We start from the raw sequence: 15326 nt of genomic DNA, 5'->3' as shown, positions 1-15326 counted from the left end.
GAGATACAAAGCCGTACAATTTTACTCACGGCGCGGTAGCGTAATGGAGACGTCCAGCCCGCCCCCGTTACGGTTCGCCAGCCCGAGCTTTCCTTCCAGCTGAGCGGTGAGCTGCGCGGCGATCGCCAGTCCGAGTCCTGTCCCGCCAGTCTCGCGGTTGCGCGAGGTTTCAACCCGATAAAACGGCTGTAAAACTGCCTCAAGCTCGGCTTCGGGGATCCCCGGTCCGTCGTCCACAATGTGAATAATGACCTCGCTGTCTGATGAATCGTCTATTGAAATCGCAACATGCTCGCCGAATTTGAGGGCGTTATCCAGCAGATTGGTCATCACCCGGCGAAGCGCCTGCGGCCGCGTGACGATGGGCAAGCGGGTTTCGCCTGCCTGAAAGTGCACGTTTTTACCAATGTCCTGGTAATCGCAGGCGATGCTGTTGATCCAGGCGTTCAGCTCCAGCTTAAGCGACGTCTCCTCCAGTGATTCCGATGACCGGGCATACGCAATGCCCTCCCGTACCAGACGAGACATGTTATCAAGATCGTTCAGGAGCTTGTCGCGAAGTTCAGGCTCTCCGGCCATTTCGACGCGGAGCTTCATGCGGGTAATGGGCGTCTGGAGATCGTGAGAAATCGAGGCCAGGATCTGCGCGCGTTCCCGGAGATAAGACTGAATGCGCGCCTGCATGGCGTTGAAGGCATGCGCTGCCCGCTGCACCTCAAGCGGCCCTTTTTCCGTCATTGGCGTGCTGGCCGCCGGATCCAGCGCATCCACCGCGCGGGTAAAGTGTGAAAAAGGCCGCACGACCTGCCGCACGGCTATCCAGGAGCAGACAGCCAGAACCAGCAGCTGCAGGATGAGAACGACCGGTAGCCAGCTGGCGACGGGCGGCATGCGCGGGATCAGGTCAATGGTCAACGGTGCGCCATCGCGTAACGTAAGATGGGCCTGAATATGCGAAATGGCGCCGGGAACCGCGGTAAAGCTAAGCGGGTAATGCGCGGCAAGCGTCGCTTTTAAGGTTCGGATAGCATCTTGCGAACGCTTATCCGTCGGCGCTGCGCCAGGTTCCCCTGTGCCCAGAATATAACGATAGTTACCCCGTTCAAGCCGCGGCAGCCAGGCGGCACGTTCGCTCGCCGGTAAGCGGTCTAATATGGCGACGCTGGTTGCGACATCGTTTTCCAGATTACCGAGCATCACCGTGCGGGCGCTGTGCATGCGTTCAACCATGACCAGCGTCAGGCTCAGGGCGTTAGCCAGCAGCAGACCGGCCAGCACGACGAGCAGCAAACGGGCCAGCAGCGAGCGTGGCCAGAGCCTCATTCGTTAACCTCTTTGATGGTCACTGGCATCGTAAAAACGTAGCCTTCGCTGCGCACGGTTTTGATATAAGCGGGCATGCGGGCATCTTCGTTGAGACGCTGGCGAACCCGGCTAACCAGCAGGTCGATTGAGCGTTCAAACAGCTCGGCGTCTCGCCCCTGCGTCAGGTTGAGCAGCTGGTCACGGGTCAGCACGCGCTGCGGATGGTCAAGGAAAACGCGCAGCAGCCGATACTCCGCGCCGCTGAGCGCCACAATTACCCCTTCCGGATCGATTAAGTGGCGAGCGACGGTATCGAGCTGCCATTCACCAAACATCACTAGCCGCCCTGCTTCCGTCACCTGTAGATTGGGCGGCATCGTGCGAAAACGCCGTAAAATCGCTTTGATACGCGCCAGCAGCTCGCGGGCGACAAATGGTTTCACCACGTAGTCATCCGCGCCCATCTCCAGACCCAGGATCCTGTCCGTCTCCTCGTTGCGCGCCGTCAGCATCAGGATGGGGAGATCTTTATGTTTCCCGACGCGCAGCTCTCGACACAGCGTAAGGCCGTCATCGCCGGGCATCATGACATCCAGCACAACCAGGTCGATATGCTGTTTATCCAGCACGATGCGCATCTCTTTGCCGTTGGCCGCGCCCGTCGCGCGATAACCAGACTTAGCAAGGTAATCGACAATCAGTTCACGAATATCCCTGTCGTCATCGACGACAAGGATATGATCAATATGCTCCACCGAAATCTCCAGACCGAAGGGTAACGTACTGAAAATAGCACATTTCAGAGTTTGTCAGCGTCAACAACGGCCTTAACAAAATCCTGCGGATCTTCCTGAGGCGGGTTGTGCCCTACGGTGGCCCCAAAAGTGCGGTGCTCGTACTTACCGGTAAATTTACCCGTATAGGCCTGCGGTGCAGGATGCGGCGCGCCGTTGTTCCCACCTTCGATGGTGATCGTTGGAACGGTGATATTCGGCAGCGTGGCCAGTTTCTGCTCGTAGCTGTCGTATTTGCGCTCACCTTTTTCCAGCCCTAAGCGCCAGCGATAGTTGCTGAGCGTCACGGCGACGTGGTCCGGATTGTCGAGGGATTTGGCGCTGGCGTTAAAGACAGCATCGCTAAATTTCCAGTCAGGCGATGCCTGAGACCAGATTAAACGGGCGAAGTCATGCGTGTTTTTCGCATAGCCTTCAGCACCGCGCGCGGTGGCGAAGTAGAACTGATACCACCACTGCTGCTCCGCTTTTGGCGGCAACGGCTGTTTGCCAATCTGCTGGCTGCTGATGAGATACCCGCTCACTGAAACAAGTGACTTAACGCGCTCGGGCCACAGCGCCGCAACGATATCTGCCGTTCGGGCACCCCAGTCATATCCTGCAAATACCGCCTGCTTAATATTCAGGGCGTCCATCAGGTTCACAATATCTTTTGCCATGGCTGAAGGCTGGCCGTTGCGCGGCGTTTTGGCTGACAGGAAGCGCGTGGTGCCGTAGCCGCGCAGAGAAGGCACAATCACCCGATAGCCTTTTGCCGCCAGTGCGGGTGCAACCTCGGCGTAGCTGTGAATATCATAGGGCCAGCCGTGCAGTAAAATAACCGGCTGACCGTCTTTCGGGCCGAGGTCGACATAACCGACGTTCAGATCGCCGGCGTTAATTTGCTGCGGATGATCAAAGGCGGCCGCGATATTCGTGCCGGTGACTTCAGCCTGACAGGACATCACGGTGCCAAGAGAAATGGTCAGTGCAAGGGTCGAGTACGCGAGTTTGCTAAACATGTTGGTATCTCCGGTTGATTACAATTCACGGGGATATAACAACACTGCAGTGTATAGCGGATATGTGCGAAAGCGGGTTTATTGCAAGCCTGTGTACGTATCCGGGACCTTGATACAGTGTGATACAAACACAGGTGCTGGAGTCTTAGATGGAGAGACGATAGCGGACGTAATCGTCAGCCTCACCGTATTTGTCATAGAGTTTACGCGCCGGGTTGTTCTCCCGGGTGACCCAGTACAGTTTTGACCACCCTTCGCGCTTGCCTTCCTCAATCAGGGCGTCAATGAGCGCTTTACCTGCTCCCGCCCCGCGTTCATCGGCATCAACAAACAGATCTTCCAGGTAGCAGATGGGCGCGGTAGACCAGGTTCCTTCATGCAGAATACACATCGCGAAACCGATGACCTTTTGGTCCTTCTCGACCACCCGGCAGAACATCGGTGAATGCGCTGAGAGCGCCCTTTCCCACGTCGCTGCGGTGACGGATTCCTCGAGGTAGCAATCATAAAAATGGGTATAGCCATCCCACAGCGGTCGCCATTGGGAATAATCGTTTTCGCATAGAGGTCTTACCGTGACGGCCATGTGTTCCTCACATTACAAGTCGATCGCCATTTCAAAACAGCGTAAATCAGCCCCCGCCATACGCGAATGATGATAGTTTTCGCGCAGCGTGACAAACCCCAGCTTCTGATAAAACGACTGGGCGTTAGGGGTTGCATCCAGCCTCAGACGGGTTATCCCCCGGCTACGGGCTTCATTTTTGAGCGCCTCGATAATCCGGGTCGCCATGCCTTTACCGAATGCCGCGGGCAAGGTGAATATCGCCTCCAGACAGTGGGTATCCAGATCCAGATAGCCGGTCGCCGCAACGTCGCCCTTTTCATCTTCCACCACGTAAAAAGGGTATTCAATGACCATCTGCCGATAGCGTTCGGGCATGAGATCCGGCGTCCAGCGCGCAATGACGTCGGCATCGTAACTGGTTTTACAGCCGTGACGAATCGCCTGGTTGCGAATGTTCCAGAGTGTTTCGGCTTCCTGCGGCGTGGCTTTTCGTAATGTCATAACCTCCCCCTTTAACGGCTTTTTAGCCGCATTTCCCGTGCCAATCTGGCAAGACGCTGAGTACGACAATAGAGCGTAAATAGAACAAAGCCGCTGCCGTTCATCACCACCCGACAAAGTAACAGCGCGAAAGATGCAATGACGTGTGGCCAGAGGCTTCCATCATGAGAAAGCATGACATGTAGAACCTGAACGAGGGTCGTTATCAGCAGGATGATGAACAACGCCATAAAGCCCGACAATCCCGACGTCTTTCCACGAGCCAGTAGTACGCTTGTCACAATGAGCGCGCCTGTCATCGTCAATGATGGCAAGAAAAAGCTCAATGCATGATGTAAAGGTGACAAACCCTGCAACGTGCTGAGAAAAGGCAAAAGGTTTAGCGCAAACGCCACTAAAAACAGAGGTAACAGCATAGCTACCGGGTAAGGATTTTGACGCGGAAGCTCACTGAGGGGTCGCGAAAAATACCGTTCCAGCTCGGGAGTGGAATTATCCAGAAGGCGGGTATCACGACGAGCAATAGCCTCCTCTATATCTTTACCATGTTGCAGGAGATCCTGGAAAACCCGTCCGGTTAACAAACTCAAAAACTTCATCAGAATACCGCCAGTGACTGAATGGTACCGATAATGTATTTACCGGTCCGTGGTAAGTTACTGGGCGCTGCAATAACGCCGCTCACCGCACTTCCTGCCAATGCTGCGGCACTTGTTACCACTTGCCCAAGTTGTCGAGTGAGTTCTACCTGAACCGGCCCGGTTGGAAAGCGTTTCGGATAAAGACCCGCGCGGATAAGAGCCTTGATTTCTTTGTTGCTTATACCGGGGTTTTGCGCGCGAATTATCAATTCGGTCAAACGAGCACGATCCTGACGAGGATAGCTTTTTAACCATTCAGTGGCTTTCAAGGAAGATATGGATTTCATTGCACGCCAGGTGGTAACGGCTTCTTTTAATGCCCCACCTGCACTTGCTAACGAAATTACATCCAGTGATGTGGAGGTGGCGACGTACCATTCTTGCGTATCGAGCCATGCAACATTTCCGCCACCGTTTTCAACCAGATCATAAATTCGATAAAGACCGTTAACACATTGTAATCCGGTAGCGAGAGTACCAGCGTAGCCGATAGCCACTAAAACACCACTGCCTCCTGCGGTAAGAGGTGTTGCTGCCGTGCCTGCAAGCATTACACCTCCAGTAATGATCATCGCGCCACAGGATAGTACAGTCGACGCAAGCTCAGTACCCATGGATGTCGATGTCACAGCGTCAGTCAATGATTTACCTACGCTGGAGGTGGATGGCTGCGAGTTCGCTTTCGTTACAATTACGTGGGTTACAATACCACTTTGGCCATTAGGATGACGCTGACCAGAGCGAACCAGGTAGCGTTGAGTACCATCAGAATAAATGATACCGGCCTGAGCAAATTCGCGATTACAGTCCATGGCGGAACCCAGTGCTTTGAAATCGAAATCTGCAGCCCCTAAACCTGCCATTCGCGCATAATCATAACCGGGGAGATTGGTCTCAGGATTCATTCCAGGCAAAACCATACATTATTCCTTATGTGGGTAGGTAAGTTAGCCCAACTAATCTGATGGTAGTCGAACGCTCAGCAGAGCAAAATTTTGGTAGTAAATACGTTACAACGCAACTAAACAGAACGTCATATAGATGAAAATACCAGAACGCAAACAAAAGCATAACGCCTAAAAAGGGAGATCAGCGCATGACGATACCGACGCTCACGACAGAACGCTTACTGCTGAAACCGCTGGTAGCGGAAGATGCCGTCCAGATACAAAAGCTATATCCGCGCTGGGAGATTGTCCGTTATATGGTCTCCTCAGTGCCCTGGCCCTACCCGGATAACGGCGCGGAAAACTATGTCAACAACGTGGCGCTGCCGGATATGGCAAAAGGGATTGCCTGGTTCTGGAGCATCCGGCGACGCGATATGCCGGATGAATTGATGGGCATTATTTGCCTGTACGACGTCGAGGACAACAACCGCGGGTTCTGGCTCGCGCCGGAATTTCAGGGGCACGGATATATGCGCGAAGCCAGTATTGCCGCGACGGATTACTGGTTCAATACGCTAAACAAACCCGTATTGCGCGCACCGAAAGCCGCCGCCAACAGCCGCTCCCGGCGTATTTCAGACAGTAGCGGCATGCGGCTTATCAGGACGGAAAAGAAAGCCTACGTCAGCGGGATGCTGGACTCCGAGCTGTGGGAAATCACCCGCGAAGAGTGGAACGCCCGTCAGGTCAGCTGATAATGTTTATCCGGCATCAGCCTTTCCGGGATGTTCTCTTCATCGTTCATCTGCAGCAGATCGCGTTCCATCATATTGCAGATGGCGTCCAGCGGCAGGTCGTTATCTTCGGTGCCAAACGGATCTTCCAGTTCTTCCGCAAGGGTGTCCAGCGAGATAAAGGTGTAGGAGATCAGCGCCGAAACGAAGGGCGTCATGTAGTGCAGGTCCACAACCAGCGCGAAAGGCAGCATGATGCAGAACAGATATACCGTGCGGTGCAAAATCAGCGTATAGGCAAACGGTACCGGCGTGGTTGCAATGCGCTCGCAGCCGGAAAGGACGATAGACATGTCGTTCAGACGATTGTTCAGGCTATGGAACAGAATGTCTGAGAGTTGCCCGTTTCTCCGCCGCACGGCCAGCCACTCCCCCATGATCAGTAAAATACGGTTCGCCGGTGAGTTGGCGCTCATCACGTGACGTAAATCATCCGCAGCAAGATAGCGAGAGAGTTGCTCGGCGTTCAGCTCCCGGCGCAGGGTCATGCGCAGGCAGTTGGCAAAAGCAATCTGCAGGCGGACAAATTCGCCCAGGTGCTTATCGTCAGGCAAGGTGTTTTTTACCTCGCGAAACAGCGAGCGTGCCGCTATCATCAGCTGCCCCCAGAGCAGCCTCGCCTCGACGTAGCGTGAATAACAGGCGTTGTTTCTGAAACCCAGAAAGATAGCGATCGCCACGCCGAGAATGCTAAATGGCGCCACGGTAAATTTGATACCGAGCGACGTATACCACGGTAACATCAGGATAACGGCGATAGAGAGCAGGAAGTTGAGCAGCAATCGGGTATAGATCTTGGGAAGTACCGAACCGTGCCAGACAAAAATCAATTGTAGCCAGTGCTGTTTAGGACGAACGATCATAGTGAGTTTCAGGAAAGAAAAGAGCGAGGCTATTAAACGTGATCCCCGTCACCGTTGCAAGCATGTTAACGGAACATTGCATTTTCTCCCCTGAGCAACGAAAACCGTACGGTGCTGCATGTGCTTTTTAAAAACAAAGCCAATAGTATGTTGTAACTAAATAATGTCGTATTCAAACCCGGCCGAAGCCGGGTGAACCTGTTAACAAAGCGGTTTAGCCGCGGTGCGCATGCCCTTAAGCAGAATGGCATCCAGATCCAGCGTCACCTGGTCGACAAGACCGTTCACCTGCGTCAGATCCTGTTCCCAGTGCTCACTCACGCTGAGCACCGACTGCACCAGTTCACGGGTGCTCAGCTGCCGATCGCGGTGCTGCGCCCACAGCTGCTGATAACGTTCCAGCCAGAATGCATCATCCTGCACCGGATAGTTCTCCCCGTTACGCTCCGCGCGATAAAAAGCGATCAGTGCGGCCAGAGCAAACGTCAGGCGTGCTGGTAATTGCCCCGTCGCCTTCTGCCCTGCCAGCAGCTGCGGCAGGATGCGGGTGCGGTATTTGGTCATGCCGTTAAGCGCGATGGAGAGCAGCTGGTGTCGGATGTAGGGGTTGCGAAAACGTCCAGTTACCGCACTGGCGAAAGTTTCCAGCTCGTCACGCGGCAGATCGAGGACCGGAATAATCTCCTGATAAATCGCTTTTTCGACGAACGCGCAGACCTCGGCATCATTCATCGCCTCGCCTACCGTATCCAGCCCGGCCAGGAACGCGACCGGCACCAGCGCCGTGTGCGCGCCGTTCAGGATGGCGACTTTGCGCTCTTTGTAAGGCCTGATGTCATCGACAATCAGCACGTTTAACGGGTACTTATCCAGACGAAGCTCGTGCGCAAGGGATGCTGGCCCCTGGATAACGAACAGATAGAAATGTTCAGCCGTGTCCAGGAACCGATCGTGATAACCCAGCTCAGCTTCAAGCGCAGCCGCTTCATCGCGCGGGTAACCGGTCACGATACGGTCTACCAGCGTCGAGCAGAAGCAGTTGGCGTCGTTTAGCCACCGGATAAAGGCCGCAGGCAGCGCCCATTCCTGCGCATAGCGCAGAACGAGTTCACGTAAGGCATCTCCGTTGTAGTCAATCAGTTCGCACGGGATGATGATCCAGCCTTTATCCGGCGCGCCGTTAAAGTGGCTGAAGCGCTCAAACAGTAGTCGCGTCAGCTTCGCCGGATAGCTCACTGCAGGGGCATCGTCGAATTTGTCACCTGCGTGGTAGCTAATACCCGCTTCGGTGGTATTCGAGAAAACAAACCGCATATCCGGATTGCGAGCCAGTTTCAGAAACGCGTCATAGTCTTCGTAGACGCTGATTTCACGGTTAACGGAGCGGATAAGACGGCTCTCGCTCACCGCTTCCCCCTGCCCGTTCAGGCCACGAACGATAGTGGTATAGAGACCATCCTGAGTGCTCAGCGACGGTGGAAAATCGCTCTGAATAGGACGGACGATAACCACGCCGGCATTAAGATCGGTATGTTCATTTAGCAGGTCGATTTGCCAGTCGACAAACGCACGCAGGAAGTTGCCTTCACCAAACTGAATGATGCGTTCTGGGTATTGAGCACCGGGAAAATCACGACGGTTGAGCGTGTTCACAAGGGGTTCCTTTTATGATTAGTCATACAGCCTGATAGAATTGGTACGATAACTTATCAAAACTTAACGACCAGAAACCCTGTTTTGATCAATACGTCGCGTAGTTGTGCAGAATATTTATAGGAACTTATAAAACACGGACGTGGCCGTCATGGCACCGTCCGGCATCAGCGCGTAGCGCGGGATCTCACCAACCTTTTGCCAGCCGGCACGCTGGTAGAAGGTTTCGGCCCCGCTGCCGGTGGAGGTATCAAGCACCAGAACCGAAATATCTTTGGCCCGGGCCTCAGCTTCCAGCGCTTCCATCAATGCCATCGCGGCCCCTTTCCGGCGCGCTTTCTCATGAACCAGCAGCTTTGCCACATCGGCCCGATGCGGCTGGTTTTCCGGCTGGTCTGTGATCAGCTGCACCGTTCCGATGATGCCGTCCTGCGCATCGACGCAGACAAGCACCAGCCGCTCGCCTCGCGCTACGCTTTCGGCAATACCGCGCCAGAAAATACGGGCCTTATCCAGGCTATAAGGGAGCATAAAGCTGACGGATGCCCCGCCGTTCACACAGTTTTCGAGGATCCCGGCCAGCACATCAATATGGGTAAGAATTTCGTCTCGGGTGAGGTTTTTGATTTGCAGTGAGGTATTCATTGTTTTTCCTTACGTTGAATACCATCACTGTGCATTTAACATCTTCTTAACGCAAACGGATCGAACATAGGCTTTTGTTATGTCACCGGGCGCGCTGGCGCTGCTGTTTCATGGCATACATCTTTTCATCGGCATCTTTTAACCACTGCTGCAGATCGTTGCCGTTATGATCGAATTCGCTAAGCCCCCATGAGAAATGAAGCGACCAGGGATGCAGCTTGCGGGCGTTATAGTGTTCCACCTGCTCAGCGAGATACTGCATGGCAATCCAGGCCCCCTGCTCATCCGTATCCGCAAACAGCACGGCGAATTCGTCCCCGCCAAAACGCACCAGTAGATCTGCTTCACGGAAAGAGCTGCGCATCAGTTGCGCCATGGCTTTCAGCGCCTTATCTCCCTCTTCATGGCCGTAGCGATCGTTAATCTCCTTAAAACGATCCAAATCCAGCCAGCCAAGGGTCAGCGGCTCAGCCCGGCGCCGGGCAACGGAAAGCGTGAAACGTACAAGCTGATTAAAGCCCCGACGGTTGAATAACCCGGTTAATTCATCCGTGGTCGCCGCACTGATGGCAGCAAATTCATCTTCCGCCAGCGCGCCCAGGTCCCCCAGCACGGCGAGGTCGGACGCTGAAAATTCACGGGGAGCGTAATCAATCAGGCACAGCGAGCCCACGCTCGCGCCGTCACGCAGGCGCAGCGGGAAGCCCGCGTAAAACCGCACGCGCGGCTCACCGGCCACCAGCGGATTATTCGCAAAGCGATCGTCCTGAAGCATATCCCCCACCACCAGCGGCGCTTCGGTGAGTATCGTATGTCCACAGAATGAGATGTTACGCGGAACGGCGCTCGGTGCCTGACCATCAGCCGACTTGACGATCAACGAATGCTCATCGATAAGATTGACCATCGCCAGCGGCACCTGGAAAAAGCGTTTTGCCAGACGCGTTAAGCGGTCAAACGCCGGGGAACTGTCAATCTCAAGCAAACCAGACTCGCGCAGCGAGTTGAGACGTTCCGTTTCATTTTCAGGGGTTGCAGGTTCTTTCATAATGTCTCCTGACGTAAAGCGTTACTAAAAGCGTAGCTTAAACAGAGACATTGTCAGTGTTCTGACGTCCTGTTAAGCCGCTTACTATTCACGTCAATGCCTTATGACGATTAACGCAGCTATGTTTCACTCCCGGAAGGCGTAGCAATTTGCTCGTCCGCCACCCGGGCGCTGGTACGGTTTCGACCCGCTTTTTTTGAACGATAGAGATGATCGTCCGCCTCGGCCATGAGCTTGTTGAAGACCTCGGTCAACTGCCATGACTCTGCCTTTCCACTTCCGAGGCCAATACTGACCGTCAGATAGAGGGTCTGGTGACGCCATGTAAAAGGATGGCTGGCCACGGTGGACCGGATACGTTCAGCCAGTTCAAAACCGTGCTGCGCGTCGCCTGAATTAACTACCACCGCGAACTCTTCCCCGCCCATGCGCGCCACCATGCCGTCTTCACCGACAACCTGCTGAACCTGTCGGGCAAACGACGCCAGCACGCGGTCTCCGCACTCGTGGCCGTAGTTATCATTAATGCTTTTGAAATAATCAATATCCAACAGCATGACGGTCAGAAAACGTGTATGCTGGTAGGTTTCTTCCTGCTTTAACGCCTCATAAAGCCCGGAACGCGAATAGACGTGCGTTAAAAAGTCATAATCCGCCCTGAGCGAAACCTGACGGATCAGAGAGTTAATCGCCGCCATGCTAACGGAGACCATCACCGGACAGATCGCCATCGTGGCGATCCCCAGCCGGGCTGAAAACATCATTGGGGTGGTAAACGGCGTCGCCACGGCAATGTTAATAATCGAGTTGGCGACCAGAATAATTTCAGTGGCGCCCGTGATAAACGTTAGCAGACAGGTCGCAGGCAATGAGTAACGAACCGCACACCAGATAAGTGCAGGCAGAGGAAACGAGAGGCTCCCCGCTCCGCCAATCACCACCGAAGCGACCACCGAGACGATCAGCGCAATCACAGGCAGCAACTGCTCCAGACGTAACCTGAGTTCACGCCCGGGCATGCGTAACGTGAGCATACAAGGCACAACAAGCACGCCGGTTGAGAACTGCTCGCTAAACCAGTCGGCAAACAGCGGCCAGAAGGTGTGACTGTCAATCCCAACCGACCCCACCGCGCCGAGCAAGGCACAAAGCAGCGCGGCAATCAGGCAGTAGTTAAACAGGCGTAATGCGTTAAGCGGATCGGGGGTTTTCTTCGTTAGCCGCTTGTCGCGCTGAATCAGCACGGCGACGGCAACGATAAAGATCATGTTAGACAGGTTGATCACCGCTGAAGCGATACCCCAGTTGGTCGTCACCGCGTCGTACAACAGCATCGCGACATAACATACCGCATAGTAGTGCAGGCGATTCAGGTAAACATAGCGGGCGAAGATCCCTGCCATGACGCCATTCAGCGGCCAGAACAGAGAGAGGGCCTCAACGAGCCGTAACTCCGCGCCCACAAAATAGAATAAGGTGGTGAGGATAAAGATCGTCGATGCATTTCGCAGCGGCGTGTCAACCTGGAACGGCCTGAAGGCAGTAAGAGCAGAACGCATTAAATATCATTCCATATGAAAGCTTACGGCAATTATTGCGGTCGTCAGCACGATTGGGACTAACTTAGGATGCATCTATAACACAAATAACACAGGAGCATAACTCGTCAAATTTAGGCGTTCATTTGCAACACCAGCCAGTGGTGAATGACGCCGACAATATAATTTTGCTGCTGCGCAGTGAGCGTCACACCCTGTGGAATGTTATGCCATTTTGCCAGACAGCCCCGACAACAGGTGGCCGTGGCATGCTGGGCGATAAACACCGGGTGTCCGCGCATGGGCGTCTGCTTGCCGTCGTTTGCAGGGTGTGCAGGCGCAAGGCGCTTTTCGACAAAATCCGCGGCATGCTGGTCAATGGTTTCGGGGCCTTTGTCCCAGCAGTACTGTCGTTCCTTATCGCCTAAGCGAAAGCGCGAGCGAAATGTCGATCGCGCCAGGCGGGAAAAAAGAGGATCAAGATCGGACATCAGTATACGGAACGTCCCAGACGCTGGGTCAGTTTCTCCAGAACCGCGACACCGGCAAGCGAATTTCCCGTTTCATCCAGTTCCGGGCTCCAGACTGCAATCGCCATTTCGTGCGGCACAATCGCCACGACTCCGCCGCCAACGCCCGATTTAGCTGGCAATCCAACGCGCCAGGCAAACTCACCGGCGTTTTGATACATCCCGCTGGTGGCCATCAGCGCGTTAACCTGGCGAGCCTGTAGAGGAGAAACCACTTCCTGATCGAGATGCGGCGCATGACCCTGATGCGCAAGGAACAGGAACGTCTGAGCCAGCTCAACGCAGCTCATTTTCAGGGCGCAGTAATGGAAGTAGTTTTGCAGGACGGTCGCCACGTCGTTGTGGAAATTACCGAAGGATTTCATCAGCCACGCGATAGCCGCGTTACGGGCGGAGTGTTCAAACTCCGAGCGCGCTACCAGCGCATCATAGGCAATATCGTCAACGCCCGAGAGCTGACGAACAATCTCAAGCATTCGCTGGCGCGGAGCGCTGAGGCGGCTTTGCAGCATATCGCAGACCACCAGCGCCCCGGCATTGATGAAGGGGTTTCGCGGTTTCCCCTGTTCAATTTCGAGCTGAAGCAGCGAGTTAAAAGGCTGGCCGGAAGGATCTTTACCCACGCGCTGCCAAATCTCTTCTTCTTCGTACTGGCGCATCGCTGCAACCAGACTCAGCACTTTCGAAATGGACTGAATGGAAAAACGTTCAGTGGCATCGCCTGCCTGGAATCGTTGTCCGTCTATGGTACAGATAGCGATGCCCAGCTTATTCCCGCTTACCGAGGCAAGGGCCGGAATATAGTCGGCAACCTTCCCCTTTCCAATTAACGGACGAACCTGCGCCAGAATCTCGTCCAACATCTCATTATGGATGACCGCAGCCACACTTTGCTCCTTGCCCTCAGGCTAAAACGGGCTGCGAGTATAACAGAGGCTTATGTATTACGTCAGGCGCTAAGACGAAAACGCGAAACGGCCTGCAATAAAAGATCGGATTGCTTTTGCAGCCGCTCTGAGGCATCCGAGGCGTCTGAGACCAGCAAATCCGTCTGACGGGAGACCTGATTCAGCGCCTGAAGCTGACGCGTCATCTGGTGAATACTCTCTCCCTGGCTGAGCGTGGCGGTGGAGATCTCATTAAGCAAACTGCTTAGATTGCCCACCAGCCCGGTGACCTGCTGGAGATTCTCTTCCATCAGGGTGACGGCGCGGGAACCGTCTTCAATGCCCTGCAGCGAGCGGTTGATCAGCTCCTGTATGGTCTGCGTCGAGTGGCTGCTCTTTCTGGCCAAAAGACCGACCTCCCGGGCGACGACGGCAAACCCGCGTCCCTGGTTTCCTGCATGGGCAGCTTCGATGGCGGCATTGAGCGCCAGGATGTTGGTCTGAAACGCCACGCTGTCGATCATCGCCACGATCCCGCGCATCTCAGACGATCGGTCGACGATCGCCTGCATGGACGCGTTTACGGTTAACATTATCTGGTCGCCGCCCACGGCGGCCTGGCGCGCCTCATCGGCCCGCGAGCTGGCGAGCCTGGCATAGCCGGTATTCCCTTCCACATGGCTTTCCAGCGACGCGATATGCGCCGTCACATCCTCAAGCTCTTTCGCCTGACGCGCTGACTGCTGATACAGCTTCTGGTTACCCTCCGCCAGGGAGCCGATGTTTTCCACCATCGTGGCGGTGGCATGGCTGACCTGCGTCACCAGCTGCTGCAGGCCGTGCTGCATCGTGGCGATACTGTCGCTGAGCTGCCCTATCTCCCGGTTGAAGCGCATGACGTTGGGCGGCGTGCCGGAGAGATCCCCTGCTGCCAGCCGGTTGATATGCGCGATGAGCCGACGAAGCGGCGTAATCACCCATCTCGACATGCCGAACCACACGATAACCGCGATGGCGAGCAACAGCACAGGCGCAAACAGGAACAACGTTTGCAGGCCGGATAGCTGTGCCATGAGGCTCTGGCGCCCCTGCATGGCCAGCTTCTCGCTTGCCTGCTGATAGCGCGCATAGTTGTCGTTAAAATCCGTCTGAAACGCCTGCGCCGGGACGGCAAAAAAAGCGTCGATGGTGTTGGTTTTGACCAGACCTTCAGCCTGCTCTTCGATCGCGCCGTAGAAAAGTTGATAGCTGTTCACCAGCGCGTCGTCTTTCGGCGGATTCAGCGCCAGCCAGGCCTTCCACGCCTGCTGAGACACCGTCAGCGCCTTTTGCGCATCATCCATCAGGCTATGCCAGCTCCCGTCGGATCCGGTCTCTTTATCCTGCATAAACCAGACGCCGGACCGGTTAAGCAGGTCGCTTGCCGCCAGCAGGGAAACACGGGCCTGATCCAGCTTGCTCTGCTGCTGCCATGCCAGAAGGTTTTGCTGCTCGTTGCGCTGGGCGTCGTTCAGGGAGGCGTTAAGCAGAAATGACGAGGAGAGCTGCAGCGCGGAGAAAAGGCCAATAATACAAAAGATCCCCGTCAACAGGCCAAAGTGACGGGGAGTAAGACGCTGCGCAATACGGCGAAAAATTTGCGTTAGGTTCATAATTAGCTTCATTTAC

General features: G+C 54.9%; 16 protein-coding genes. 1 reads left to right on the top strand and 15 read right to left on the bottom strand.

Going from position 1 to position 15326, the window contains the following annotated elements:
• Positions 1 to 21 precede the first annotated feature (21 nt).
• The 7 genes from LRM19_RS06745 to LRM19_RS06715 all read right to left on the bottom strand — a co-directional run bounded on the left by LRM19_RS06745 (position 22) and on the right by LRM19_RS06715 (position 5730).
• The gene (locus LRM19_RS06745; RefSeq protein ID WP_127730886.1) at positions 22 to 1323 is read right to left on the bottom strand and encodes an ATP-binding protein; all 1302 of its coding nucleotides are present in this window, start codon (positions 1321 to 1323) and stop codon (positions 22 to 24) included.
• Positions 1320 to 2060 (bottom strand): response regulator, encoded by a 741-nt coding sequence (locus LRM19_RS06740; RefSeq protein ID WP_111964589.1) that lies wholly within the window; start codon positions 2058 to 2060, stop codon positions 1320 to 1322. Before LRM19_RS06740 ends, LRM19_RS06745 begins: the two co-directional genes overlap by 4 nt.
• Positions 2061 to 2104: 44 nt before the next feature.
• Positions 2105 to 3100: an alpha/beta fold hydrolase gene (locus tag LRM19_RS06735; protein WP_271367874.1), complete on the bottom strand. Its 996-nt coding sequence runs from the start codon at positions 3098 to 3100 to the stop codon at positions 2105 to 2107.
• Between the two features lie 145 nt (positions 3101 to 3245).
• A complete protein-coding gene (locus LRM19_RS06730) occupies positions 3246 to 3686 on the bottom strand; it encodes a GNAT family N-acetyltransferase (RefSeq protein WP_127730880.1) in 441 nt (146 codons plus the stop codon).
• A 12-nt stretch (positions 3687 to 3698) separates the two neighbouring features.
• Positions 3699 to 4169, bottom strand: a complete 471-nt coding sequence (locus LRM19_RS06725) for a GNAT family N-acetyltransferase (RefSeq protein WP_126303312.1) — start codon at positions 4167 to 4169, stop codon at positions 3699 to 3701.
• Positions 4170 to 4180: 11 nt separating this feature from the next.
• Positions 4181 to 4768, bottom strand: coding sequence for a hypothetical protein (locus tag LRM19_RS06720; protein WP_023292418.1), 588 nt, complete (start codon positions 4766 to 4768; stop codon positions 4181 to 4183).
• The gene (locus LRM19_RS06715; protein ID WP_032674783.1) at positions 4768 to 5730 is read right to left on the bottom strand and encodes a hypothetical protein; all 963 of its coding nucleotides are present in this window, start codon (positions 5728 to 5730) and stop codon (positions 4768 to 4770) included. The genes LRM19_RS06720 and LRM19_RS06715 overlap by 1 nt, the downstream gene beginning before the upstream one ends.
• A 176-nt stretch (positions 5731 to 5906) precedes the next feature.
• Between LRM19_RS06715 and LRM19_RS06710 the strand changes: the two genes are divergently transcribed.
• Positions 5907 to 6455: a GNAT family N-acetyltransferase gene (locus LRM19_RS06710; RefSeq protein ID WP_111964593.1), complete on the top strand. Its 549-nt coding sequence runs from the start codon at positions 5907 to 5909 to the stop codon at positions 6453 to 6455.
• Here the strand turns inward: LRM19_RS06710 and LRM19_RS06705 are convergent.
• The 8 genes from LRM19_RS06705 to LRM19_RS06670 all read right to left on the bottom strand — a co-directional run bounded on the left by LRM19_RS06705 (position 6443) and on the right by LRM19_RS06670 (position 15310).
• Complete coding sequence (locus LRM19_RS06705; RefSeq protein ID WP_111964594.1) at positions 6443 to 7357, bottom strand: bestrophin family protein; 915 nt, start codon at positions 7355 to 7357, stop codon at positions 6443 to 6445. The two genes, LRM19_RS06710 and LRM19_RS06705, sit on opposite strands and share 13 nt — an antisense overlap.
• A 201-nt stretch (positions 7358 to 7558) precedes the next feature.
• Positions 7559 to 9010 carry a tagaturonate reductase gene (locus tag LRM19_RS06700; RefSeq protein ID WP_271367873.1) on the bottom strand — a complete coding sequence of 484 codons (1452 nt, stop codon included), beginning with the start codon at positions 9008 to 9010 and terminating at the stop codon, positions 7559 to 7561.
• A 117-nt stretch (positions 9011 to 9127) separates the two neighbouring features.
• Positions 9128 to 9655, bottom strand: coding sequence for a GNAT family N-acetyltransferase (locus LRM19_RS06695; protein WP_136194863.1), 528 nt, complete (start codon positions 9653 to 9655; stop codon positions 9128 to 9130).
• An 82-nt stretch (positions 9656 to 9737) separates the two neighbouring features.
• Positions 9738 to 10703 (bottom strand): sensor domain-containing diguanylate cyclase, encoded by a 966-nt coding sequence (locus LRM19_RS06690; RefSeq protein WP_271367872.1) that lies wholly within the window; start codon positions 10701 to 10703, stop codon positions 9738 to 9740.
• A gap of 119 nt (positions 10704 to 10822) precedes the next feature.
• A complete protein-coding gene (locus tag LRM19_RS06685; protein ID WP_271367871.1) occupies positions 10823 to 12262 on the bottom strand; it encodes a sensor domain-containing diguanylate cyclase in 1440 nt (479 codons plus the stop codon).
• 113 nt (positions 12263 to 12375) lie between these two features.
• Positions 12376 to 12732, bottom strand: a complete 357-nt coding sequence (locus LRM19_RS06680; protein ID WP_111964599.1) for a DUF4186 domain-containing protein — start codon at positions 12730 to 12732, stop codon at positions 12376 to 12378.
• Positions 12732 to 13658, bottom strand: a complete 927-nt coding sequence (gene glsB, locus LRM19_RS06675) for a glutaminase B (RefSeq protein ID WP_111964600.1) — start codon at positions 13656 to 13658, stop codon at positions 12732 to 12734. The genes LRM19_RS06680 and glsB overlap by 1 nt, the downstream gene beginning before the upstream one ends.
• 62 nt (positions 13659 to 13720) lie before the next feature.
• A complete protein-coding gene (locus LRM19_RS06670) occupies positions 13721 to 15310 on the bottom strand; it encodes a methyl-accepting chemotaxis protein (RefSeq protein WP_271367870.1) in 1590 nt (529 codons plus the stop codon).
• Between the last annotated feature and the right edge of the window lie 16 nt (positions 15311 to 15326).

It is taken from the genome of Enterobacter sp. PI-10, from assembly GCF_027947695.1.
GTDB lineage: Bacteria > Pseudomonadota > Gammaproteobacteria > Enterobacterales > Enterobacteriaceae > Enterobacter > Enterobacter vonholyi.
This window is presented reverse-complemented; position numbering and strand designations above follow the sequence as displayed.